The sequence below is a fragment of the Nitrospira sp. genome (assembly GCA_035968315.1).
GTDB lineage: Bacteria > Nitrospirota > Nitrospiria > Nitrospirales > Nitrospiraceae > Nitrospira_D.
This window is the reverse complement of the sequence record JAVYIN010000009.1, coordinates 124,169-143,277: the sequence shown is the minus strand read 5'-3', so window position 1 is coordinate 143,277 and position 19,109 is coordinate 124,169. Positions and strand designations below refer to the sequence as shown.

The window sequence follows — 19,109 nt, the reverse complement described above, 5'->3', positions numbered from 1 at the left end:
GCATGCCGATCATTTTATCCAAGGGGTGGCGAACTTGCAAGAAATGGGGAGCGGCGGTTGTCAGGCTCCTGTGCCGGCCCGGCGATTGCCGGCCGCCGGGGTGCTCATGTCCAGAATCAATTTCATGGCGTCTCGGCAGAGATTGCCGAATTCCTTGGCCGCCAGATTCTGGTACCGGTCTGACGGGAATACCAGTCCGACGGAATGGTGGGGGACCGGATCGTACAGATCAATGGTGCGAAGTGAAAGCCCCGGCGGGCGCATGCGGACATACAGCTCCGGCAGGATCGTGAACCCGGCTCCGCCTGCCACGGCTTGAAGAATCCCTTCCGGCGAGGTCATTTCCAGGACCACTTGGGGCTGAATCCTGGCCTCGGCACATTCTGCTTCCACCATCTTTCGCAGACAATAATCCACAGGCATGAGGACCAGCGGGAGTCCGGCCAGGTCGCGCATGTGGAGGCGGGATTTTTTCAGTGGTGCATTCGCCGGCGCGACGAGGACGAGCCGTTCATCGAAGAGAGGAACGACGGTCAGCCGGTCATGCGTCACCGGAAGCAGGCAGATGCCGACATCGAGACGATTGGCGAGGAGCCCGGCGACGATCTCGGTTGAAGGCTGTGCGTGCACTTGCAAGTGGATGCCCGGAAAGCGCTGTTTGAAACGAGAGACCAGCGGGGGGATCAAGTAGGAATTGACGGTTGCGACGGTGCCGACGACCAAGCGTCCCCGCTGCGCGCCTTGAAGCTCCTGAACGACTTGAACCGCCTGTTCCAATTCGCGGAGCACGCGTCCGGCATGCTCGCGAAACAGCTCACCGGCTTGTGTCAAGGCTACTTTGCGGCCCAGACGGTCGAACAGTTTTGTGCCCAATTCCTCTTCGAGCGCAGCGATCTGGATGGAGAGCGACGGCTGTGACACGTGAACGGTTTCGGCCGCGCGCGTGAAGTTTTGCGTGGCGGCCACGGCCAGAAAATACCGAAGCTGGCGAAGTTCCATAATTGGCGTCCCGGTCAAAAGCTATAGTCTATAGCTATGGATGGTATGAAAACTATATATTTTACGAATGATGATAGCTGTCCTATAGTGCCTTGTCAACGAAACGGATCAATCGTGGCTGCTCGCTGTGGGCTGAACAGTGTGGACGAAGCGGGCAGGGCGCCACGATGATCATTTATCATCTTTATCCGGGAGGCTCGCGATGTACCACGGTATTCGGCAGACCCTAGTTCTCGCAGGTATTGGATTGGCCCTGATGATGACCGGTTGTTCCGGGGTAGAGACGGCGCCGCCCGGCAAATCGCTCTATGACCGCCTCGGTGGGAAACCAGCTATTACCGCTGTCGTGGATCAGTTCGTGGCCAATGTCGCGAATGACACGCGGATCAATGGCCGGTTTGCCACCACAGATATTCCCAAAATGAAGGGGCATATCGTCGATCAGGTGTGCATGGCGACAGGCGGTCCCTGCACGTACACGGGCCGGGCGATGAAGCCGCTGCATGCCGGGATGAAGATCACCGACGCGGATTTTTCTGCGCTGGTGGGAGACTTGGTTGCTGCGCTGGATAAGTTTAAGGTGCCGGCTCAGGAAAAGAGCGAGCTCCTGGGGATCTTGGGCCCGTTGAAAAAGGATATTGTCGAATAGCCAAGAGCGGATTCGGCAGCCGGGTGTCCCAAAGGCACCCGGCTGCCAGGGTTCGATTTATGACGATATGGGTACGGTGGCGATCAGGAGCTCACCGAGTCGCCGAAGCCGGAGAAAGTAGGGGCGGCAGTCTGCGTCGAGCTCTCCGGTCAAATCATCCAAATCAGCCAGGCAATCTTTCACGATTGCGATACGTTGGGCATCCAGCCCCTCCGGGCTGTCCAGAAAAAACACCACGCAGCCGCTAATCACGGTATCGAGGGTCATCAACTGCCCTTCGTTCGGACTGGCAAAGTGAGGCCAGCCTTCCCCGCAATGAGTTTCCCAGGCCGTGGCGATGGTGGAACGATTCATAACGGTCTCCCGAATGCTGTGGCCTACTCGTGTCCCAGCCACCCTAGCGCATGGAGGAGGAGCACGGCAAGCGTGCAGAGCCCGATTCCCACGAATCGATAGTCCACATCCTCACGCCGCACGCACCACTCGATCACGAGTGATCGCCATGCCGGCGAGCCCCAGGCGAGAAACGCTCCCTTGATCATCATGACCGTTGCGGTGAGCGTCCAAAGCGGTTGGTAGGGGAATTCGCGTGTGCCCAGCAGTAAGGCGATTCCTGCCGCGGCAGACAGGAGCTGCCAGAATCGGAGAGAGGGATTCATCTGGAGGGCTTCCCTCACCCGTTCAATCACGAAGCGCGGTGCGATCAGGAGGGAAAGCCCATCGGCCAGCCAGATTCCGGCAATGGCTGCCAGGACATAGTGGTTCATGCCGTCACGAAGGGCCTGGAATGGCGGGGGGATGGAGGAGTCACGGATACAAGCCCCGTTGGAGGTGGGCCTGGGCGACCTTGTCGATTCCGCTCATGAGGGCCGCCATGCGCATGGAGACACGCCGCTCGGTGGCAAACTGATGGGTCCGGTGAAACGCCGACGTGATGATTTCTTGCAGGCGATTGCGAATATCCGTCTCGCTCCAGAAGAACCGCTGGAGGTCTTGCACCCATTCGAAGTAGGACACGATCACTCCTCCAGAGTTGGCCAGGATGTCCGGGATGATGAAGATCCCCTTGTCTTCCAGAATCCGGTCGGCTTCCAGTGTGGTCGGACCGTTGGCGCCTTCGGCCAGAATCCGGCAACGCAGGGACGCCGCATTCTGTTCGGTAATCTGTTCGGACAGGGCCGCTGGAACCAGCACCGTACAATCCAGCCGGAGGAGCTCCTCGTTACTGATCCAGTCTCCCATCTTGGTCTCTCGTAGCGATTGGCCCTTGGCTTTATAGCGGTCGAGGAGTTCGGGAATATCGAGCCCGCGGGCATTATGGATTCCGCCGTTGACATCACTCACCGCGATCACCCGTGCCCCTTGCTCGTGCATGATGCGCGCGGTATGCGATCCCACATTGCCGAATCCCTGAACGGCCACGGTCGAGTTTCCGATCGTCAGATTCAGGTGCCGGAGCGCTTCCAAGGTGACGTAGACGACTCCGCGTCCCGTGGCTTCTTCCCGACCGAGACTCCCGCCGATCGAGACCGGCTTTCCCGTGACGACACCGGGAACGGCGTATCCGACCTGCTGGCTATAGGTGTCCATGATCCAGGCCATCGTTTGTGCATCAGTGCCGACATCCGGGGCCGGGACATCCTGATCCGGCCCAATGAGCGGGAAAATCTCCGCCGCGTAGCGCCGCGTCAGCCGCTGCAGTTCAGCGCGCGAGAGCTGCTTGGGAGCGACCGTGACCCCGCCCTTTGCGCCTCCATAGGGCAATCCGGCCAAGGCACACTTCCACGTCATCCACATGGCCAGCGCGGCGACTTCGCCCAGGTTGACGTCGGGATGATAGCGGATGCCGCCCTTGGACGGACCGCGAGACGAGTCGTGCTGGACGCGATAACCGGTGAAGACCTCGACGCGGCCATCGTCCATGCGCACGGGCACACTGACGATCAGGGATCGCTGGGGCAGCTTCAATCGTTCCCGCAGGTTCCCATCCAGCTCCATGGATTCGGCGGCTTGATCGAATTGGGCCACGGCCAGCCGGTAGGTGTGGGTATCCAGTTCTTTCATGTTGGCCTCATTGCGCCTGTGAGGGTTCAGTGTTGAGAGAGGGCGGAAGCCAGGTGATGCCCAGCAGCGAACTCAATCGACCGGCGAGATCGCGTTTCACGTCTGCGACGGACACCATCCGCCCGAGGACTTCCGCCATGGACGTGATGCGGCAGTTGGTCAATCCGCAGGGGGTAATGCGATCAAAGGGAGAGAGATCCATCTGCACATTGAGCGCGATGCCGTGCATCGTCACCCCATGTTCCACGCGAATGCCGATCGAGGCGATCTTGGCTTCATGAGGAGCCGTGATCCATACGCCCGGCGTCTTGTCCCTTCGCTGGCCCTCAATCCCATAGGCTCGCAGACAGTGGATGATGACGTCCTCCAATTGCCGGACATACTGCTTCACGCCTCTGGCGTAGTCCGTTAATCGAAGAATAGGGTAGACGATGACTTGCCCCGGGCCATGATAGGTGACAGACCCGCCTCGATTCACATGCTGGACATGCGCGCCTTCCGCCTGCAAGAGGACAGGATCGCCGCCCCAGTCGGAAGGCGTCGTGCTGCGTCCCAACGTATAGACCGGCAGGTGTTCAAGAATCAGCACCGTGTCGTGCCGTGTATCTGCCACTCGCTCGTGATGCAGGCGCGTTTGCAGGTCCCATGCGGCGGCATAGGAAATCGGTGCGTGCAGAAGGCGCAGCTCTGCCTCCCTCACCTGTGCTCCTTCTCTCGCAGAACCGCGCCGCACACGTTCTGACGTCGTCATTGTGGGAATCACGGGGAGACCTTCTGCCCAGGCGGACGAGGAACTGTCAGCAGCGTCTGCCCACCGTGCCCCTGGATGGTGAATTGAATCGCTGGCTGGTCGCCTTCCCGCATGACACTGTGCCAGAAGTCGCCCATGTTGTAGAGCTGGTGTTGATCGAGCGCGGTGATCACATCACCCGTCTGCAAACCGGCCGTGCCGGCCAGTTTTGACGGGTCCACGTTCAGCGCAAGAATGCCGCGTTCGGCATCCAATCCGAAGCTGGCCGCGATACTGGGCGTCACGGTTACCGGCGTAAACCCGAAATCAGGCCGGCTGACGGAGCCCTGCATCATCATGGTGTGGATGTGAGGGTAGACCGCTTCGAGTGCAATGGCGTAACTGATGGCCTGGGCTGATGGAGCGATGGCGACATTGATGCCGACGACCTCTCCCGCGAGATCGACCAGCGGACCGCCGCTGTTTCCGGGATTGATGGCGGCATCGGTCTGGATCAGATCGTAGAGGGTTTCCCCGTTCGGGGTCAGGACCGATCGATCCAGCGCGCTCACGACGCCGACGGTCACGGTGGACCCGCCTTTCAGCGCGAGAGGATTGCCGATCGCCACGACGGTTTCGCCGATCTCCAAAGAGGCGGTCTGTTTGAGCGTGGCAGGCACGAGGTCTTGCGCATTAATTTTCACCAACGCCAGATCCAATAAGAAATCCCGCGCGACGACGCGGCCGGGCGTGAGCCGTCCGGTCGGCAATCCCACCACCAGGCTCTTGACCCCTTCGACGAGGTGGTTGTTTGTCAGCACATAGCCGGTGGGGTCGATAATAATGCCTGAACCGGACCCTGATTGAGTCCCGTGCTGAGAAGGCACGGCAGGCATGCCCCGCGTCAGGATCGTCACCACCGATGGCCGGACCTTCGCCACCACGGCGGGAATTGAGAGAGTTTTCTCATCAGCCGATGCGAACCCGGTATAGGCGAGGGTGAGCAGGCAGACGCTCAGGCAGAGCCTCAGAGTGGAGCGGCTGCGGCGGTCGGTCATGGTGAAAGCGGATGGCATCGTTGAGCCTTTATATGTCGGGATGGACGATCCCGGCGGCGCGCCTATTCTCTCATACCTGAAGGGGAGGGGAAAGCCGGATGTGGAGCGCGGGGCAGTCCCCGCGCTCCCGAGTGGAGAAGCGAAGGCGGGCTACTTGATTGCGGCAAACATTTCTTTGATCTGCGGGGTCTTCAGTTTTTTGAGCGCTTTGGCCTCGATTTGCCGGATCCGCTCACGGGTGACGGACAGGCTTTGTCCCACCTGTTCCAGCGTGCAGGGCTCATCGTGCCCGATGCCGAACCGGAGGCGGATCACGGTCTGCTCCCGCGGGGTCAGTGTGCCAAGAATGCGGTCCAGTTGCTGGGTTAACTCCGCCTGATGCACATGGGCATCAGGCGGCGCTGTTTGCTGGTCGGGAATCATTTCGCCGAATTCCGTGTCGCCGTCGCCGATCGGACGTTCGAGCGCCACTGGCTCCTGAAAGGCCTGTAAAGTTTCATGCAGCCGTTCCGGTCTCATGCGGAGCACATCGGCGATTTCTTCGAGGCGTGCCGGGCGGCCGAACTGTTGGCCGAGACGGCGTGTGATGCGAAGAATCCTGCTCGAGGCTTCGGTCTGGTGAACGGGAATGCGAATCGTGCGCGATTGATCAGCCAGTGCTCGCGTAATCCCCTGCCTGATCCACCAGGTGGCGTAGGTGCTGAATTTGAAGCCTTTGCGATATTGGTAGCGTTCGGCGGCTTTCATCAAGCCGATATTGCCTTCCTGCACGAGATCCAGGAGTGTCAGCCCTCGTCCCGTATAGCGTTTGGCGACATCGACGACGAGGCGGAGGTTGCAGCGCACGAGTTCGTCTTTCCCTTTCTCCAACACCAGGCGGGCGGCCCGGAGTTCATCGAGCAATGCGTTGATCTGTTTCGCGGTTGTGGCGGCGAGCTTCGCCTCTCGCGTCGCTGGGGTGAGAAGATTCGTGAGGGTTTGCTCGGCATGGTCCAGGGCGGTGGCCGAATAGCCGCTCAATTGGCGCCCTAGCTGAAGCGCGCTGATGGACTCCTCCAGCACCGGTGTGCGTTTGGATTGGGCCAAGACTTTGAGTGTGTGGCGCAAGGCTGTACGAATGCGGCGTGTGCCCTCATCCACAAGTTTGGCCAGCGCGATTTCTTCATCGCGTGTCAGAAGGGCATGTGCTCCGAACGAACGGAAATAGAGCGATTCCAGCAGGAAGGGACTGGCACCCTGGCTCGTGCGCAAGACGCCAGGAGCTTTCGCCGCCGGCGAGATGTCCGGCTCGGCCTCCCGTCCGATCACCTCCAGCACGTCGCTGGCCTCGGAGTCGTCAGTATCCACATCCGCCATCACGGTATTGGTGCCTTCGCCGTTGTCCGTCGACCGAAGATCGTTGTGTTCCATTGCATCACCCCTTGCGTCCTGGTTTCTCATCACACCCTCCACTCCTGTTAGAGCAGCTTGGGACCAAGAAGATTCGTTGTCATCATCGACCGGTTGCGTTTCTCTACGTAGCAAGACCGATGCTGGATTGGAGATAAGAACGAGGATGATCAATATCAAGGATATTGCTGGAAGATTAGGGAGGCTTAATGAGAAAGAGGAGGTCTCGGCTCCAGAAGAGTGCGGCGGCTCTGTATGTCGGAGCACTCAGGAGAAGCTGAATTGCCACACCAGCCTGAATGCCGGCGGCAAGAATGGTTCAGCGGTCTACGTCAGGCAGACGATCAGCGGTGTGGCCGATCAGTTTTTCGTCACGCGTAGGATTGGGTCTCGGTTGCAAACGGTGGAACGAACCACCTAGAATGCCGCCCCATGTCGCAACTGAAAAGCGGTGAACGCATTCACCTCGTCGATAAGAAAGGGCGTCAGTATGCCCTGACCTTAAAAGCTGGGGATACCTATCACTTCAGCGGGCAGAAGATCCCCCATGACGACATGATCGGCCGCCCTGACGGGACGATTGTGACGTTGTCGGGCGGGAGGCAGATGCTCGCGCTGCGGCCCACGTTTGGCGAGTATGTGCTGAAGATGCCGCGTGGCGCGCAGGTGTTATATCCCAAAGATTTGGCGCTGATTCCCATGTGGGCGGATGTCTACCCGGGTGCGCGCGTCTTTGAAGCCGGAACGGGGTCCGGGGCGCTCACCATGGCGCTCCTACGAGCGGTGGGGCCGCAGGGTCTCGTGGTGACCTATGAGAAGCGGGAAGACTTTGCGAAAACGGCCCGCACCAATATCGACCGCTATATGGGGCCGATGCCGACACTGCAATCCTTTCAGAAGAGTGCGTATGAAGGGATCGATCTCTTAGAGGATGGCGTGCCGTTCGATCGAGTGGTGCTCGACTTGCCTGAGCCCTGGCAGGTCGTGCCTCATGCGGCGAAGGCGCTGCGATCCGGGGGGATTTATTTGAGCTTCGTGCCGACGGTGCCACAAGTCATGCAGACGGTCCAGGCGCTGGAGCAGGCAACGGTCTTCGGCATGATCGAGACCTTCGAATCGTTGATTCGGACCTGGTCGATACAAGGCCGCAGTGTGCGCCCGGATCATCGGATGGTGGCGCATTCGGGATTTCTCACCGTCGCGAGAAAAGTTGAGCCGGGGCTGTTAAGCCTCGGGCGTGAGCGTGAGCGAGCGGCTGAGGCCATGGCCGAAGAGGCTGTTGGCGATGAGCCGGAGGAGCCGCCGCAATGAGCCGTCTGGCTGGGAAAGTGGCTCTGATTACTGGCGGCAACGCCGGGATCGGGGAAGCGGTGGCGAAGCGCTTTGCCCGTGAGGGCGCGTCGGTCGTGATTACCGGCCGGCGGCAAGACGAACTGGACCGCGTCGCGGCAGACATCCGAACGGCTCAGGGCACCGTGCTTGCCGTTGCGGGCTCGGTGACAGATGAGTCGCACGCTCGGGCGGTTGTGGAGCAGGCTCTTCGGCAATTCAAGCGGATCGACATCCTCATCAATAACGCTGGCATCGGCGCCTTTGGCCAACGCCTCCACGAAACCGATGACGAGACCTGGGCGCGCGTGATCGATGTCAATGTGACGGGCGTGTTCCGCATGACGCGGGCCGTGGTCCCCACGATGCTGGCGCAGGGGAAAGGGTCGATCGTGAATATTTCCTCCATTGCCAGCCTGGTGGGAATTCCCTTGCTCCCGGCCTATGCCGCCTCGAAAGGGGCGCTTGACGCGCTCACGCGCTCGATTGCTATCGATTATGCGAAGGACGGGATCCGCTGCAATGTGGTCAATCCTGGGCTGGTGGCCACGCCGATGGCGGCGCCGTTGATGAGCAATCCCGAACAGCTTGATCCGATTCTCAGCCATTACCCGATCAGGCGTCCGGGGCAACCGGAGGAAGTAGCGGGCATGGTGTTGTACCTGGCTTCCGACGAAGCGGCTTGGGTCACCGGCGGCACGTTCCCGATCGATGGCGGCATGACAGTCTGGTGAGCCAGTTTATCTTTTCGGCGTGACGGTGAATACGACGCATGGACATTGACGCGCATACTCGATTCTGCGGAGTGATTGGTAATCCGGTCGAGCATTCTCTTTCTCCGGCCATCCACAATGCGGCCTTCCAAAAACTTGGGCTGAACTTTGTCTATCTCGCCTTCCGTGTGGAAGCCATCGGCGATGCGATCAAGGGGTTGCGCGCCTTAGGGAGCTTTCGCGGGGCGAGCGTGACGATTCCGCACAAGGTGGCGGCGATTCCGTTTTTGGACGAGGTCGAGCCGACCGCCCGGCATATCGGCGCCATCAACACGATCGTGGCGGAGAACGGGAAGCTGACCGGCTACAACACGGATGCGACCGGCGCGTTGCGCGCGCTGCGCGAGGGGGCCGGCTCGCTGAACGGCAAGCGAATCCTCATGCTCGGATCCGGAGGGGCTGCGCGGGCGATCGCCTTTGCCTTGGCAGCGGAGCCTGGAGTGGCCGGACTGTCCCTGCTGGGTGTGGATGACAAGGAACGGTCGGCATTGGCGGCGGATCTGCGTGCGAAAACGCCGTTGGCGGTGCACGAGGCGTTGTTGGACGACGCCTCGCTGGCGCGTGAGCTTGCCGGTGCACAGGTGCTCATCCACTGCACGCCCATCGGCATGTCTCCCAACGTGGAGGCGAGCTGTGTGCCTCCGGCGTTGCTCCACTCCGGGCTGGCGGTCATGGATATTGTGTACAATCCACGCGAAACTCGCTTGCTCAAAGATGCGAAGCGGGCGGGCTGTGTGACGATTCCCGGCCTCGAAATGTTCCTCCATCAGGCCGTGGCGCAATTTGAATTGTGGACGAATCAGCCGGCGCCGGCCGACGTGATGCGCGCGGTCCTGGAGTCGCGTTTCCAATGAACATCGTCTTGATCGGTTATCGTGGAACCGGGAAAAGCACGGTCGGCAAAGTTCTGGCCGGGCGGCTCGGCCGAACGGTGGTATCCACCGATGCCGAAATTGTGCGGCGCGCCGGACAGACGATCCCGGAGATTGTCGCGAAGCATGGCTGGGATTATTTCCGCGACCTCGAATCCACGGTGTGCCAGGAACTCGCCGCGCGAGAGGGATTGGTGATTGACACAGGCGGCGGCGCAATTCTCAGACCTCAGAATGTGGAGAGTCTCAAGAAGACCGGGACGCTGTTCTGGCTGACCGCTTCCGTCGGGACGATTGCGATGCGCATCGGCGGAGATACCCAGCGGCCCTCGCTGACGGGAACCAAGTCCTTCGTCGAAGAAATTCAGGAAGTCCTGGCCGAGCGGACGCCCAAATATCAGGCGGCCGCGGATCACATCGTGCCCACCGACGGACGTTCCATTGGGCAGATTGTCGATGCCATTCAATCCTGCCTCTAGTCCGACCGGGTTGGCGCGGGGTTTCCTTGACATGGCCTTGCGCGAAGTGTTTGAAATACCTCTCGTGCGCCCGTAGCTCAATTGGATAGAGCATCGGACTTCGGATCCGAGGGTTGGGGGTTCAAGTCCCTCCGGGCGCACCACTCGGTTTCCTCATGCCGTGAAGAGTTGATCCGTAGAACGATCAATAACGTCGATAAGTCGCTTGTAACCCCCATTCTCCCGGCAATTTCCCCCCCCTCTCCCCCCGCAAAAGCAGCATGGCGTTTGCTTTGTTCTTGTCATAGAATAAAAAAAGGTCAAGCTTGTCTCACGAATTGATTATGCCGAAAGAGTGACAGTCGCAAGGCAAATTCGCTAAAATTGACTTGTGAGAGATGTCTGGGCCTGGTCGGTTTTAAATGGGCCAGTGAAGAGGAGGAATCATGATCCCTGTACTTCACGATGTGAGAGCCGGGTTCTTTCTCGTTGTCGGTCTTGCCATGCTCGCGTTTATTTGCGCAGTGGCGGGGCTGGGAACGGTCATGCGTCCTGTCCGTTGGTCGGAACGAAAAGGACACGGCTATTAGGAATGGCCGGTCCGTCACATTTCGAAGGTTTTTTACCAACGACCGTCGAGGTCCGTTGTGTGGTTTCCCTCTCGAATAATCTTCTGCTCATCATGGCTCTGCCTGCTTGTTTAGCAGGCGATTTCAACCGATACGCGATCGTAAGGCATTGATTTTACATCGCTAATTTATTCTGGTGTAAAATTTCATCAGATTTCGAGCCAATTTCGTACCTCCTGCTATAGTTAAATCAGTCAATATGTTGGGGCCTGTCGCGTTGCATGGATGCGGCCACCTGTGTTCACGCGAACGTTCGTTCGCGTGTGGGTGAGGGAAGCGACAGCAAAGTGGCCGGAAGGTCAATACATAGGGGAGAGCGCCATGAGTAGAAGAATCATGTACGCAAGCGGAGTCGTCGTCATGGGTTTGGCCATGATGGTCAGTCAGGGATGCAGCTTGAAATCGTTGCAGTCCAACGGAGATGCGGCAGCGGACTCGACGACCGGATCGTCAGCTCGGACTGATGCGAATAATTGGAATGGCCAAGGGGTCAATCCGAACTTCCCCGGCGTGGGACAGGGAAATTCAAACGGAGAGTTGAGCGGATTTTCGCAGAACCCCTCTGAGGAGCGTCTCTCGCAGGGCGGGTATAGGGCGTCCTTGTCTCCGTCTGATTTCAATGCGAGGCGCCGGGCTGAACTGACCAAAGAAGAAAAGGCGGCTATCGAAGCCGGCCTGCAAGATGTGTATTTTGGCTACGATCAATGGAATGTCTCCGATGCGGGGATGGATGCGCTCAATCGGGATGCCGGCTGGCTCAAGGACCATCCCGGGGCCGTGCTGAAAATCGAGGGACATTGCGATGAGCGTGGCACGACGGATTACAACATAGTCCTCGGAGATAAACGGGCCAAAGCCGCACAGACCTATCTGTTGGAGACCGGGGTCAGTCCGAAGCAGGTGGCGATTGTGTCATTCGGAAAGGAGCGACCGTTCTGTTTCGATCACGCGGAATCCTGCTATCAGCAGAATCGGCGCGGACACATGCTGTTGACCGTCACGCAATAGCCAGTGAGACGCTTGTGCGACATCCGGCTCCCCCGAGCGGCGCAAGAGGGAGCCGGACGCCCTCGTGTTTCACCATTTCCGATCTGATTGAGGGAAGATATGGCTGCTCCTGCACTGAAGAAACTCGCAACGTTCTTGAAAGCAGAGGCTCAAGCGGAGAGCCCTGTATCCGCTCCGTCCGAAGAGCGGAGGGTGCAGCCCCGATTTACGACCCAATTCAGAAGCACGTTCTCAAAGGATCAACAGGAGGGACAGGGGCGGACCCTCGATCTTTCGATCGGGGGCTGCAAGATCGAAAGTGAGACCGGTGCGATGCAAGGGGCCAAGTTTGAATGCCGGCTCCATATTCCGGATCTCGATTGGCCTCTGCGCATTGATGAGGCGACGGTTCGATGGGTCGAAGGTAAGACGTTTGGCCTGGCCTTTACCCGCATGCGTCCGGAGGAGAAAACGAAGCTCAAGCAGCTGCTCGAAAGACTCGAAGAAGAATAATCATCCTCCCGCCCCTCTCTCGGTCTCCCCCTAAATCCGTGCTCGTGACACTAGAGGCCCATGATTCAGGCGCCAAAGGACAGCCTGGCGCGACGCCATTCGTCAACTGAATATGGACGCGATCAGATCTTTGAGGGGGACTACCGATTGACAGCGCGACTCTCGGTGTTTCAAAGTAGCCCCGCGCAGTCGAAAGTGGAAGCCAGCGTTCAAATCAAGTGAACACTTCCCGCGGTACTATATCCCAACGATGTGTGAAAGGAGTCTGCAGTGGAGCAACGCTATGCCATTACGGTGAAATTTTTGGTCAATGCCGATTCAGCGGAAGATGCAGAGGAAATGATCGAAACGGCTTGTGAAAAGGCTACCGCGTCATTCCCTGAAATGAGCTACGAGGGCATTGAAGATATCGAAGAAGAGGAAGAGGAATAGACCGACGGGGGCATGCCTGCCCGTGACGGATGTGGGACCGGTCATCGAGAGTCAACCAATGCAAGGAGGCAACAGGTCTTGGTCAATGCCATCACTGAAATCGCAACCCTTGCCGGCGGCTGCTTCTGGTGTCTGGAGGCGGTGTATGATCAGGTGAAGGGGGTGCTCTCGGTCGAATCCGGTTATATCGGCGGGTCGGTCGAGCATCCATCCTACGACGCCGTTTGTGATGGACGGACGGGGCATGCCGAGGCGGTCCGTGTCACCTATGATCCCAAGGTCGTGACATACCGCCAATTGCTGGAGATCTTCTTTGCGATTCATGACCCCACGACGCTGAATCGCCAAGGCAATGATGAGGGGACGCAATACCGTTCAGCCATCTTCTTTCATTCTCTTGAACAGCAACAGGAGGCGGAAGCGGTGAAGGCCCAGGTTACGCAGGCGGGCCTATTTGCCAATCCGCTGGTGACGGAGATTGTGCCGGCGTCCACGTGGTATGAGGCGGAGCGGTATCATCAAGAGTATTTCGCTAGAAACCCGTTTCAGGGCTACTGTCAATTTGTGGTGGGGCCCAAAGTGGCGAAATTCAGAAAGCAGTTTGCGACACAATTGAAGTCCTAGTCGATCCGGCCTTCTCGTCATCGTCCCATCAATCCGGCCAGCCTCTTCCGTATCTCTTCAAGCGGTTCGGTTTTTTGAACAATCTGATGCGGTTTCAGAACGACTTCGGTCTGGGGGAGGCAGAAGGGCCACGCACTGGCAGGGTTTCCTTGCACCAGAGCGAGAATGGTCCCATCCTGGCGATCGCTCGGACGCTGCACGATAATCAGCGGAGCGCCAGGATCGAGGAGACAGGTGGTCTCGTGGGCGGCCGTGAGTGACGGCGGCCGGAGCGCCTGAACGACGTGCTGCTGGCCATCGGAGAAAATCGTGTCCCCCTCACGAAGCGGGCCTGACGGCGCGAGTGAGTAGAGCGCAAGCGGAACCACAAGGATGGCGAGTATCGTAATCCCGATCGGCCACCAGGAGGGTGTTGTTCGGTTCGCATCATCTGAGAGGGGCGAATCGCGCATGGGCCATCTCTGGCGTCGGTGACCTGGGGCTCGTGAATTCGACCGGGAGGTCGCAGACTATTGTGGCGCGGGGTGATCGGCGTCCAGCCAGGCATCTCCCTCTCCGGCATGTTCAGGAGAGGCCTGCAGGTGCTGAAAATCAAAGAGGCGCTGATCCATCAACAGAGAGGGCGCCACATTGGCAATGGCGGCGGCCACGCTGTCCGAGCTGCCGGGTGCCCGTGTCTCCCACTGTCGGAGCCAGGTCTTTACCTCTTTTCGCTTGAGGTCTTCCTGTGAGCCGCAGAGGTCGCAGGGAATGATGGGGAACGAGCGCAGACCGGCATACCGTGCCAGATCCGTTTCCTTCACATAGGCCAACGGCCGGATCACGAGATGGCGCCCATCCTTTGAGCGGAGCTTCGGCGGCATGGCTTTCAGTTTGCCGGTGAAGAACAGATTCAAAAAGAGCGTTTCGTTAATGTCGTCGCGGTGGTGGCCAAGCGCAATTTTGGTCGCGCCCAGGTCCGTGGCGATGCGGTAGAGATGGCCGCGTCGGAGCCGTGAGCAGAGTGAACAGGTGGTCTGGCCTTCGGGAATCAGGCGTTTCACGATCGAATAGGTATCGCGGGTCTCAATATGAAACGGGATGCCGCGGCTGGTCAGATAGTCGGGCAGCACATGCGCAGGAAAGCCCGGTTGTTTCTGGTCCAGATTCACTGCCACGAGGTCGAAGTGAATCGGGGCGCGCTGCTGGAGCAGAAGCAGGATATCGAGCAGGCCATAACTGTCCTTCCCGCCAGAGAGGCAAACCATGACCTTGTCGCCCTCCTCGATCAGGCGGTAGTCGGCAATGGCTTGCCCGACCAGGCGGCAGAGCCGAGTCTGAAGCTTTTCTGTTTCGTCGTCCAGCTTGGCGGACGGCGAAGCCTGCAAGGGAATTGGTTGCATGGCGGCGATTGTACCCGCTCGGTCGCATACCTGTCGATGGATTGCTCGCGAGACTGTGGATCGAGAGCGATCAGCGAACTCTCGCGCGGTTCATTCTTGAACTGTCTGTGACAAACTTGTCCTCTTTTCATGACAAGGCAGACATCTGCGCCATCGGAGGCCTGAAAATTCCCCGGCTGCTGCTATAGTTTCTTAAGAAATAGGTTGAACATGACGACAAGAGAGTAAGCGATTATCCGATGCAGCGATTACTGTCTGACATTATCAAACACCAGCCATCCGGCCAGCTCGATCCTGAGTGGGCTGATTGGTCTGACGACCAGTTGCTCGACTTGCCGATGTCCCAGCTCAATCTGGACATCAAGGGGAGCTTTCTTGAGGGACCGATTGCCGAGCTGGACCGAGAACTCGACAATCGCAAACTGCTGTTCCGTCCCCACTACTGGCTGTCGAACGAATGGTTTACGCCTGACGGGATTCCCGGCATCGCCATTCCGTTCTATTTGGTGCATCCCCGGCTGGCGAAACTGGAGCTGGCCCAGATGCTTGAAGTGGAAGGGGGAACGCCGGAGTGGTGTCTCCGCATTCTGCGCCATGAGGCCGGCCACGCGATCGAGAACGCCTACGGCATCCGCCGCCGCCGTACCAGACAAGCCATTTTCGGCAAATCGTCTCAGGCCTATCCCAAATATTATACGCCCAGGCCCTATAGCCGGAGCTTTGTCCGTCATCTTGATGTCTGGTATGCACAAAGCCATCCCGATGAAGATTTTGCGGAAACGTTCGCAGTCTGGCTGACACCCGACTCCCTTTGGGAAGACCGGTACCGCGGCTGGCCAGTGCTCAAAAAACTGAGGTATGTGGATGCGTTGATGCAGGAACTGGCTGGAGTGTCACCTAAGGTTGTGACACGAGAAGAGATCGATCCGCTGCCCAGCTTGAAAACGACGCTGCGCGAGCATTATGAGCACAAGCGCAATCACTATGGCGTGGCGCGGTCGTCGTTTTATGACCCTGACCTGAAGCGGCTATTTTCAGACGCGCCGGCCCATGCCGGGAAGCTCAGTGCGGTGACCTTCTTAAACCGCTTCCGGCGCGAAGTCCGGCGCAAGGTGGCCAGCTGGACCGGGGAGTATCAATACACCATCAATCAGGTGCTGGAAGATATGATCCGGCGTTGCAGTCAGTTGAATCTGCATTTGACGCTGCCTGAAGAACAGGCCAAGCTGGATTTCACCATTCTGCTGACCGTCCACACGATGAACTATCTGCGCAGTGGCCGGCATCGGGTGGCGCTATGAGACGGCTTAGGATTCTGGTTCTGATGCATGAGGATCTGGTTCCGCCGGATGACCTGAACGGCCAGGACCTCGCCAAGGCCGAGTGGAAGACCGAGTACGATGTGGTCTCGACCCTGAGGAAGCTGGGCCATGAGGTGCGGCCGCTCGGGGTGAAAAGCGATTTAGGTGTCATTCGGACGGCGATTGAAGAATGGCATCCGCACATTGCCTTCAACCTGTTGGAGGAATTCGACGGGGTCGCGATTTATGACCAGAATGTCGTGTCGTATCTGGAGCTGCTGCACATGCCCTATACCGGCTGCAATCCGCGCGGGCTGATGCTGGCGCGGGATAAGGCTTTGACGAAGAAGGTGCTCTCTTTCCATCGGATTCCCTATCCCGATTTCATGGTCGTGCCGCAAGGCCGGAGCCTGAAGCGTCCAAAGAGCTTGGAATTTCCGCTGATCGTGAAATCGATCAGCGAGGAAGCGTCCCTCGGGATTTCGCAAGCGTCGATCGTCGAAGACGATGACAAGCTCAAAGAACGGGTGGCGTTTATTCACCAGAGCGTCGGCACCGGAGCCTTGATCGAACAGTATATCGCGGGGCGTGAATTCTATGTGGGAGTGATGGGCAACGGGCATTTGCAAGTCCTGCCGGTATGGGAACTCATCATGGACAAGCTGCCGGAGGATGCCAAGCGGATCGCCACGCAGCGGGTGAAGTGGAGCCGGAAATATCAGGAGAAATACGGGATTCGTTCAGAGCAGGCGAAGAATCTTCCTGATGGGAAGGCGCAGGAAATCCAGCATCTGGCGAAGCGTGTCTACCGCGCTCTTGGGCTCAGCGGCTATGCGCGGATTGACCTGCGCATGGATGCCGCCGGCCAGGTCTATGTTCTGGAGGCGAATCCCAACCCGCAGATTGCCCATGACGAAGATTTCGCCGACTCCGCGGAAAAAGCCCACTACCGCTACAAGGATCTGCTCCAGGAACTCCTCAACGTCGGGCTTCGCTGGCAGCCAGCCAAGGCGGCGTAGCCTCTGGCTCTTTCGTCTATTCTTTTCCTGAGTGCGAGTGGTGAGCTGTGCCGGTGGCCTGCTATGGGCCCCAGCGGAACCCAAACATGAGCGCCACGCTGTTCCGGTCTTTCTCCGGGAGCGAGGGCGAGAGATTGATGTCGTGCAGATTGACGATCAGCGTGGAGGAGATGGCGATATTGTGAATCACCTGGTATTCAAGGGAGAGGCCGATCGGGATATACCAACTGGTATCGTTCCGGTCGATGCGGGCGGCTCCGGTGCCGCGATCAAGGTCCGCGTGGATCAATCCGATGCCGGTAAAGGGCACGAGGTTGATGCCATTGCTTAAGCGCACGTGGTATTTCCCGACGCCGGCAAAGGCGAATTGAAACAGATTGCCGGTCGGGCTGATCTGCATCATCGGTCCGAACGAAAAGTTTCGATCCACATAGTAGTCGAGGTTGAAGCCCAGCGTGAAGACGGTGCCGTCCACCGTTCCGGTGGTCAGCCCGAGATCGGAGCCGAATCCCCAGCGATTGTCTTCTGCCTGGGCTGGGGCAATCAGGGTTGCCAGCACAAGCAAGCCGGTCACGAGTCCGGTGAGGAAGCGGCCACAGCGTTGGGAACTGGTTTTAACGAGTCTGATCATGGGGCGGGAATCTAGCACAGCCGGATGAGTTGAACAAGGCGCTTGAGTGTCGAATTGCCGGTGCAGTATCCTCGCACTCTCGACGCTGAATCGCGGCCACGAGGAGATTGCCCATGACACCGAAAGAAGCGGCCACCGCCCTGTTCCATGCGATGCCGCCGCCTGTTACCGTGGACCAGATGCAGGAGTATGGCATCGACGCCACCGAGGCCCAAGCCCGGCAGCTCGCGCGGGAAATCCTGTCGCTGAATCTCTACTGGATTCTTGCGGCGGTCGATGCCCACATCTTGAAGAAATACCGGGGTGTCATCGGGGAATTGCTCTTTGATTCCGTGACGGCGAAGTGGACGGCGGGGACGTTCGGACTGGGAGCCTGGGCGGAGTATCGCGCCGAGCTGGACGACCGGTTGGGCCATTATTGCCGGCTTATGGAGGACCGGCTCAGTCCGCTGGCGCTCTGCGCGGAGGCCGCGACCATTGTGGAGGACCAGCGGGCCGTGTCCTCCGACGACCGTCAAAAGCTGCTGGTGCTGCTTATCGACTATGTGCCGGTCGATCAATATGCGGCCTTGCTCGACGACACGCGCTAACAGGCTGTTGAAAAAGACCGCCAGCTGAACCCGCAACGCTTACAGATACTTGTGCGACAACACTTTTCCCGCCGTGTCGAGCTCATAGAGCAACGGCGCGCCGGTCGGAATATTCAGCTCTAGTACCTGCTCACGGGAGAGTTGTTCCAGCTGCATCACCAGGGCGCGCAAGCTGTTGCCGTGCGCGGCGATGAGAATAGTCTCGTCCTTCAGGAGAAAGGGCTTAATCTTGCTTTCATAGTAGGGCAGGACCCGCTCGGCCGTATCCTTCAAGCTCTCCCCCCCCGGCGGGCGGACGTCATAACTGCGCCGCCAGATCTTGACCTGATCCTCGCCGTACTTCTTGGCCGTTTCCGCTTTGTTGAGGCCTTGGAGTTCCCCATACATGCGCTCGTTCAGCGCCTTGTCTTTTTCGATGGGGATGCTGGTTTGCCCGATGACTTCCAGCGCCAGCCGCAGGGTTTCATTCGCCCGCGTCAGGACGGAGGTGAAGGCCCGGTTGAAGGTGAAGCCGCGTAATTTCTCACCGGCTTTCGTGGCTTCCTCAATTCCCCGGGGGGAGAGGGGCACATCGACCCACCCGGTAAAGCGGTTTTCCAGATTCCATTGCGATTCGCCATGACGCAGCAGGACCAAGCGAGCCATGAGTCTCTCCTTCTTCTCGATGCCACAGGCTGAAG

Annotated in this window: 25 protein-coding genes and 1 tRNA gene; 15 read left to right on the top strand and 11 right to left on the bottom strand. The window is 58.9% G+C overall.

Annotation, left to right across the window (positions count from 1 at the left end):
* Positions 1 to 60 precede the first annotated feature (60 nt).
* Entirely contained in the window at positions 61 to 999 is a 939-nt protein-coding gene (locus RI101_14005; protein ID MEC4891164.1) for a LysR substrate-binding domain-containing protein, read from the bottom strand.
* A 202-nt stretch (positions 1,000 to 1,201) separates the two neighbouring features.
* Between RI101_14005 and RI101_14000 the strand changes: the two genes are divergently transcribed.
* Positions 1,202 to 1,648, top strand: coding sequence for a group 1 truncated hemoglobin (locus RI101_14000; GenBank protein ID MEC4891163.1), 447 nt, complete (start codon positions 1,202 to 1,204; stop codon positions 1,646 to 1,648).
* A gap of 57 nt (positions 1,649 to 1,705) precedes the next feature.
* Here RI101_14000 and RI101_13995 read toward each other — a convergent pair whose 3' ends face one another.
* The 6 genes from RI101_13995 to RI101_13970 all read right to left on the bottom strand — a co-directional run bounded on the left by RI101_13995 (position 1,706) and on the right by RI101_13970 (position 6,910).
* Positions 1,706 to 2,002, bottom strand: coding sequence for a hypothetical protein (locus tag RI101_13995; protein ID MEC4891162.1), 297 nt, complete (start codon positions 2,000 to 2,002; stop codon positions 1,706 to 1,708).
* Between the two features lie 23 nt (positions 2,003 to 2,025).
* Positions 2,026 to 2,415, bottom strand: a complete 390-nt coding sequence (locus RI101_13990; GenBank protein ID MEC4891161.1) for a hypothetical protein — start codon at positions 2,413 to 2,415, stop codon at positions 2,026 to 2,028.
* Between the two features lie 40 nt (positions 2,416 to 2,455).
* A complete protein-coding gene (locus RI101_13985; protein ID MEC4891160.1) occupies positions 2,456 to 3,712 on the bottom strand; it encodes a Glu/Leu/Phe/Val dehydrogenase in 1,257 nt (418 codons plus the stop codon).
* Between the two features lie 7 nt (positions 3,713 to 3,719).
* Positions 3,720 to 4,412 carry a lipoyl(octanoyl) transferase LipB gene (lipB, locus tag RI101_13980; protein MEC4891159.1) on the bottom strand — a complete coding sequence of 231 codons (693 nt, stop codon included), beginning with the start codon at positions 4,410 to 4,412 and terminating at the stop codon, positions 3,720 to 3,722.
* A gap of 59 nt (positions 4,413 to 4,471) precedes the next feature.
* A complete protein-coding gene (locus tag RI101_13975; GenBank protein MEC4891158.1) occupies positions 4,472 to 5,518 on the bottom strand; it encodes a trypsin-like peptidase domain-containing protein in 1,047 nt (348 codons plus the stop codon).
* A gap of 132 nt (positions 5,519 to 5,650) precedes the next feature.
* Complete coding sequence (locus tag RI101_13970; GenBank protein MEC4891157.1) at positions 5,651 to 6,910, bottom strand: sigma-70 family RNA polymerase sigma factor; 1,260 nt, start codon at positions 6,908 to 6,910, stop codon at positions 5,651 to 5,653.
* A gap of 145 nt (positions 6,911 to 7,055) precedes the next feature.
* On the opposite strand from RI101_13970, the gene RI101_13965 reads away from it, so the two are divergent.
* The 11 genes from RI101_13965 (at position 7,056) to msrA (ending at position 13,506) form a co-directional block, all read left to right on the top strand.
* Complete coding sequence (locus RI101_13965) at positions 7,056 to 7,310, top strand: hypothetical protein (protein MEC4891156.1); 255 nt, start codon at positions 7,056 to 7,058, stop codon at positions 7,308 to 7,310.
* Between the two features lie 11 nt (positions 7,311 to 7,321).
* On the top strand, positions 7,322 to 8,200 hold the full coding sequence (locus tag RI101_13960; GenBank protein MEC4891155.1) for a tRNA (adenine-N1)-methyltransferase: 879 nt from the start codon (positions 7,322 to 7,324) through the stop codon (positions 8,198 to 8,200).
* The gene (locus RI101_13955; GenBank protein MEC4891154.1) at positions 8,197 to 8,952 is read left to right on the top strand and encodes an SDR family oxidoreductase; all 756 of its coding nucleotides are present in this window, start codon (positions 8,197 to 8,199) and stop codon (positions 8,950 to 8,952) included. The genes RI101_13960 and RI101_13955 overlap by 4 nt, the downstream gene beginning before the upstream one ends.
* 38 nt (positions 8,953 to 8,990) lie before the next feature.
* Entirely contained in the window at positions 8,991 to 9,845 is an 855-nt protein-coding gene (locus RI101_13950; GenBank protein ID MEC4891153.1) for a shikimate dehydrogenase, read from the top strand.
* Positions 9,842 to 10,342: a shikimate kinase gene (locus RI101_13945; GenBank protein MEC4891152.1), complete on the top strand. Its 501-nt coding sequence runs from the start codon at positions 9,842 to 9,844 to the stop codon at positions 10,340 to 10,342. Before RI101_13950 ends, RI101_13945 begins: the two co-directional genes overlap by 4 nt.
* A 66-nt stretch (positions 10,343 to 10,408) precedes the next feature.
* A tRNA-Arg gene (locus tag RI101_13940) sits at positions 10,409 to 10,485 on the top strand.
* Positions 10,486 to 10,767: 282 nt separating this feature from the next.
* Positions 10,768 to 10,911 carry a hypothetical protein gene (locus tag RI101_13935; protein ID MEC4891151.1) on the top strand — a complete coding sequence of 48 codons (144 nt, stop codon included), beginning with the start codon at positions 10,768 to 10,770 and terminating at the stop codon, positions 10,909 to 10,911.
* Between the two features lie 360 nt (positions 10,912 to 11,271).
* Entirely contained in the window at positions 11,272 to 11,958 is a 687-nt protein-coding gene (locus tag RI101_13930; protein MEC4891150.1) for an OmpA family protein, read from the top strand.
* Positions 11,959 to 12,057: 99 nt separating this feature from the next.
* Positions 12,058 to 12,450 carry a PilZ domain-containing protein gene (locus tag RI101_13925; protein MEC4891149.1) on the top strand — a complete coding sequence of 131 codons (393 nt, stop codon included), beginning with the start codon at positions 12,058 to 12,060 and terminating at the stop codon, positions 12,448 to 12,450.
* A gap of 270 nt (positions 12,451 to 12,720) precedes the next feature.
* Positions 12,721 to 12,882, top strand: a complete 162-nt coding sequence (locus tag RI101_13920) for a hypothetical protein (GenBank protein MEC4891148.1) — start codon at positions 12,721 to 12,723, stop codon at positions 12,880 to 12,882.
* 78 nt (positions 12,883 to 12,960) lie between these two features.
* Positions 12,961 to 13,506, top strand: a complete 546-nt coding sequence (msrA, locus tag RI101_13915) for a peptide-methionine (S)-S-oxide reductase MsrA (protein MEC4891147.1) — start codon at positions 12,961 to 12,963, stop codon at positions 13,504 to 13,506.
* A gap of 17 nt (positions 13,507 to 13,523) precedes the next feature.
* Here the strand turns inward: msrA and RI101_13910 are convergent, their stop codons facing one another.
* Together RI101_13910 and ttcA are read right to left on the bottom strand one after the other, a co-directional pair.
* The gene (locus tag RI101_13910; protein MEC4891146.1) at positions 13,524 to 13,958 is read right to left on the bottom strand and encodes a hypothetical protein; all 435 of its coding nucleotides are present in this window, start codon (positions 13,956 to 13,958) and stop codon (positions 13,524 to 13,526) included.
* 57 nt (positions 13,959 to 14,015) lie between these two features.
* Complete coding sequence (ttcA, locus tag RI101_13905; protein MEC4891145.1) at positions 14,016 to 14,888, bottom strand: tRNA 2-thiocytidine(32) synthetase TtcA; 873 nt, start codon at positions 14,886 to 14,888, stop codon at positions 14,016 to 14,018.
* A gap of 239 nt (positions 14,889 to 15,127) precedes the next feature.
* On the opposite strand from ttcA, the gene RI101_13900 reads away from it, so the two are divergent.
* Together RI101_13900 and RI101_13895 are read left to right on the top strand one after the other, a co-directional pair.
* Entirely contained in the window at positions 15,128 to 16,189 is a 1,062-nt protein-coding gene (locus RI101_13900; protein ID MEC4891144.1) for a putative zinc-binding metallopeptidase, read from the top strand.
* Positions 16,186 to 17,208 (top strand): ATP-grasp domain-containing protein, encoded by a 1,023-nt coding sequence (locus RI101_13895; protein ID MEC4891143.1) that lies wholly within the window; start codon positions 16,186 to 16,188, stop codon positions 17,206 to 17,208. Before RI101_13900 ends, RI101_13895 begins: the two co-directional genes overlap by 4 nt.
* Before the next feature lie 61 nt (positions 17,209 to 17,269).
* Here RI101_13895 and RI101_13890 read toward each other — a convergent pair whose 3' ends face one another.
* The gene (locus RI101_13890; GenBank protein ID MEC4891142.1) at positions 17,270 to 17,839 is read right to left on the bottom strand and encodes a hypothetical protein; all 570 of its coding nucleotides are present in this window, start codon (positions 17,837 to 17,839) and stop codon (positions 17,270 to 17,272) included.
* 113 nt (positions 17,840 to 17,952) lie between these two features.
* Between RI101_13890 and RI101_13885 the strand changes: the two genes are divergently transcribed.
* Positions 17,953 to 18,429 carry a hypothetical protein gene (locus RI101_13885; GenBank protein MEC4891141.1) on the top strand — a complete coding sequence of 159 codons (477 nt, stop codon included), beginning with the start codon at positions 17,953 to 17,955 and terminating at the stop codon, positions 18,427 to 18,429.
* Positions 18,430 to 18,468: 39 nt separating this feature from the next.
* Here the strand turns inward: RI101_13885 and RI101_13880 are convergent, their stop codons facing one another.
* Entirely contained in the window at positions 18,469 to 19,074 is a 606-nt protein-coding gene (locus RI101_13880) for a 2,3-bisphosphoglycerate-dependent phosphoglycerate mutase (protein MEC4891140.1), read from the bottom strand.
* Positions 19,075 to 19,109: the final 35 nt, after the last annotated feature.

Bases quoted from the DNA above. Each gene is read 5' to 3' on its own strand.
- RI101_14005 (MEC4891164.1), bottom strand. From the start codon at position 999: ATGGAACTTCGCCAGCTTCGGTATTTTCTGGCCGTGGCCGCCACGCAA.
- RI101_14000 (MEC4891163.1), top strand. From the start codon at position 1,202: ATGTACCACGGTATTCGGCAGACCCTAGTTCTCGCAGGTATTGGATTG.
- RI101_13995 (MEC4891162.1), bottom strand. From the start codon at position 2,002: ATGAATCGTTCCACCATCGCCACGGCCTGGGAAACTCATTGCGGGGAA.
- RI101_13990 (MEC4891161.1), bottom strand. From the start codon at position 2,415: ATGAACCACTATGTCCTGGCAGCCATTGCCGGAATCTGGCTGGCCGAT.
- RI101_13985 (MEC4891160.1), bottom strand. From the start codon at position 3,712: ATGAAAGAACTGGATACCCACACCTACCGGCTGGCCGTGGCCCAATTC.
- RI101_13975 (MEC4891158.1), bottom strand. From the start codon at position 5,518: ATGCCATCCGCTTTCACCATGACCGACCGCCGCAGCCGCTCCACTCTG.
- RI101_13970 (MEC4891157.1), bottom strand. From the start codon at position 6,910: ATGGAACACAACGATCTTCGGTCGACGGACAACGGCGAAGGCACCAAT.
- RI101_13965 (MEC4891156.1), top strand. From the start codon at position 7,056: ATGATCAATATCAAGGATATTGCTGGAAGATTAGGGAGGCTTAATGAG.
- RI101_13960 (MEC4891155.1), top strand. From the start codon at position 7,322: ATGTCGCAACTGAAAAGCGGTGAACGCATTCACCTCGTCGATAAGAAA.
- RI101_13955 (MEC4891154.1), top strand. From the start codon at position 8,197: ATGAGCCGTCTGGCTGGGAAAGTGGCTCTGATTACTGGCGGCAACGCC.
- RI101_13950 (MEC4891153.1), top strand. From the start codon at position 8,991: ATGGACATTGACGCGCATACTCGATTCTGCGGAGTGATTGGTAATCCG.
- RI101_13945 (MEC4891152.1), top strand. From the start codon at position 9,842: ATGAACATCGTCTTGATCGGTTATCGTGGAACCGGGAAAAGCACGGTC.
- RI101_13935 (MEC4891151.1), top strand. From the start codon at position 10,768: ATGATCCCTGTACTTCACGATGTGAGAGCCGGGTTCTTTCTCGTTGTC.
- RI101_13930 (MEC4891150.1), top strand. From the start codon at position 11,272: ATGAGTAGAAGAATCATGTACGCAAGCGGAGTCGTCGTCATGGGTTTG.
- RI101_13925 (MEC4891149.1), top strand. From the start codon at position 12,058: ATGGCTGCTCCTGCACTGAAGAAACTCGCAACGTTCTTGAAAGCAGAG.
- RI101_13910 (MEC4891146.1), bottom strand. From the start codon at position 13,958: ATGCGCGATTCGCCCCTCTCAGATGATGCGAACCGAACAACACCCTCC.
- ttcA (MEC4891145.1), bottom strand. From the start codon at position 14,888: ATGCAACCAATTCCCTTGCAGGCTTCGCCGTCCGCCAAGCTGGACGAC.
- RI101_13900 (MEC4891144.1), top strand. From the start codon at position 15,128: ATGCAGCGATTACTGTCTGACATTATCAAACACCAGCCATCCGGCCAG.
- RI101_13895 (MEC4891143.1), top strand. From the start codon at position 16,186: ATGAGACGGCTTAGGATTCTGGTTCTGATGCATGAGGATCTGGTTCCG.
- RI101_13890 (MEC4891142.1), bottom strand. From the start codon at position 17,839: ATGATCAGACTCGTTAAAACCAGTTCCCAACGCTGTGGCCGCTTCCTC.
- RI101_13885 (MEC4891141.1), top strand. From the start codon at position 17,953: ATGACACCGAAAGAAGCGGCCACCGCCCTGTTCCATGCGATGCCGCCG.
- RI101_13880 (MEC4891140.1), bottom strand. From the start codon at position 19,074: ATGGCTCGCTTGGTCCTGCTGCGTCATGGCGAATCGCAATGGAATCTG.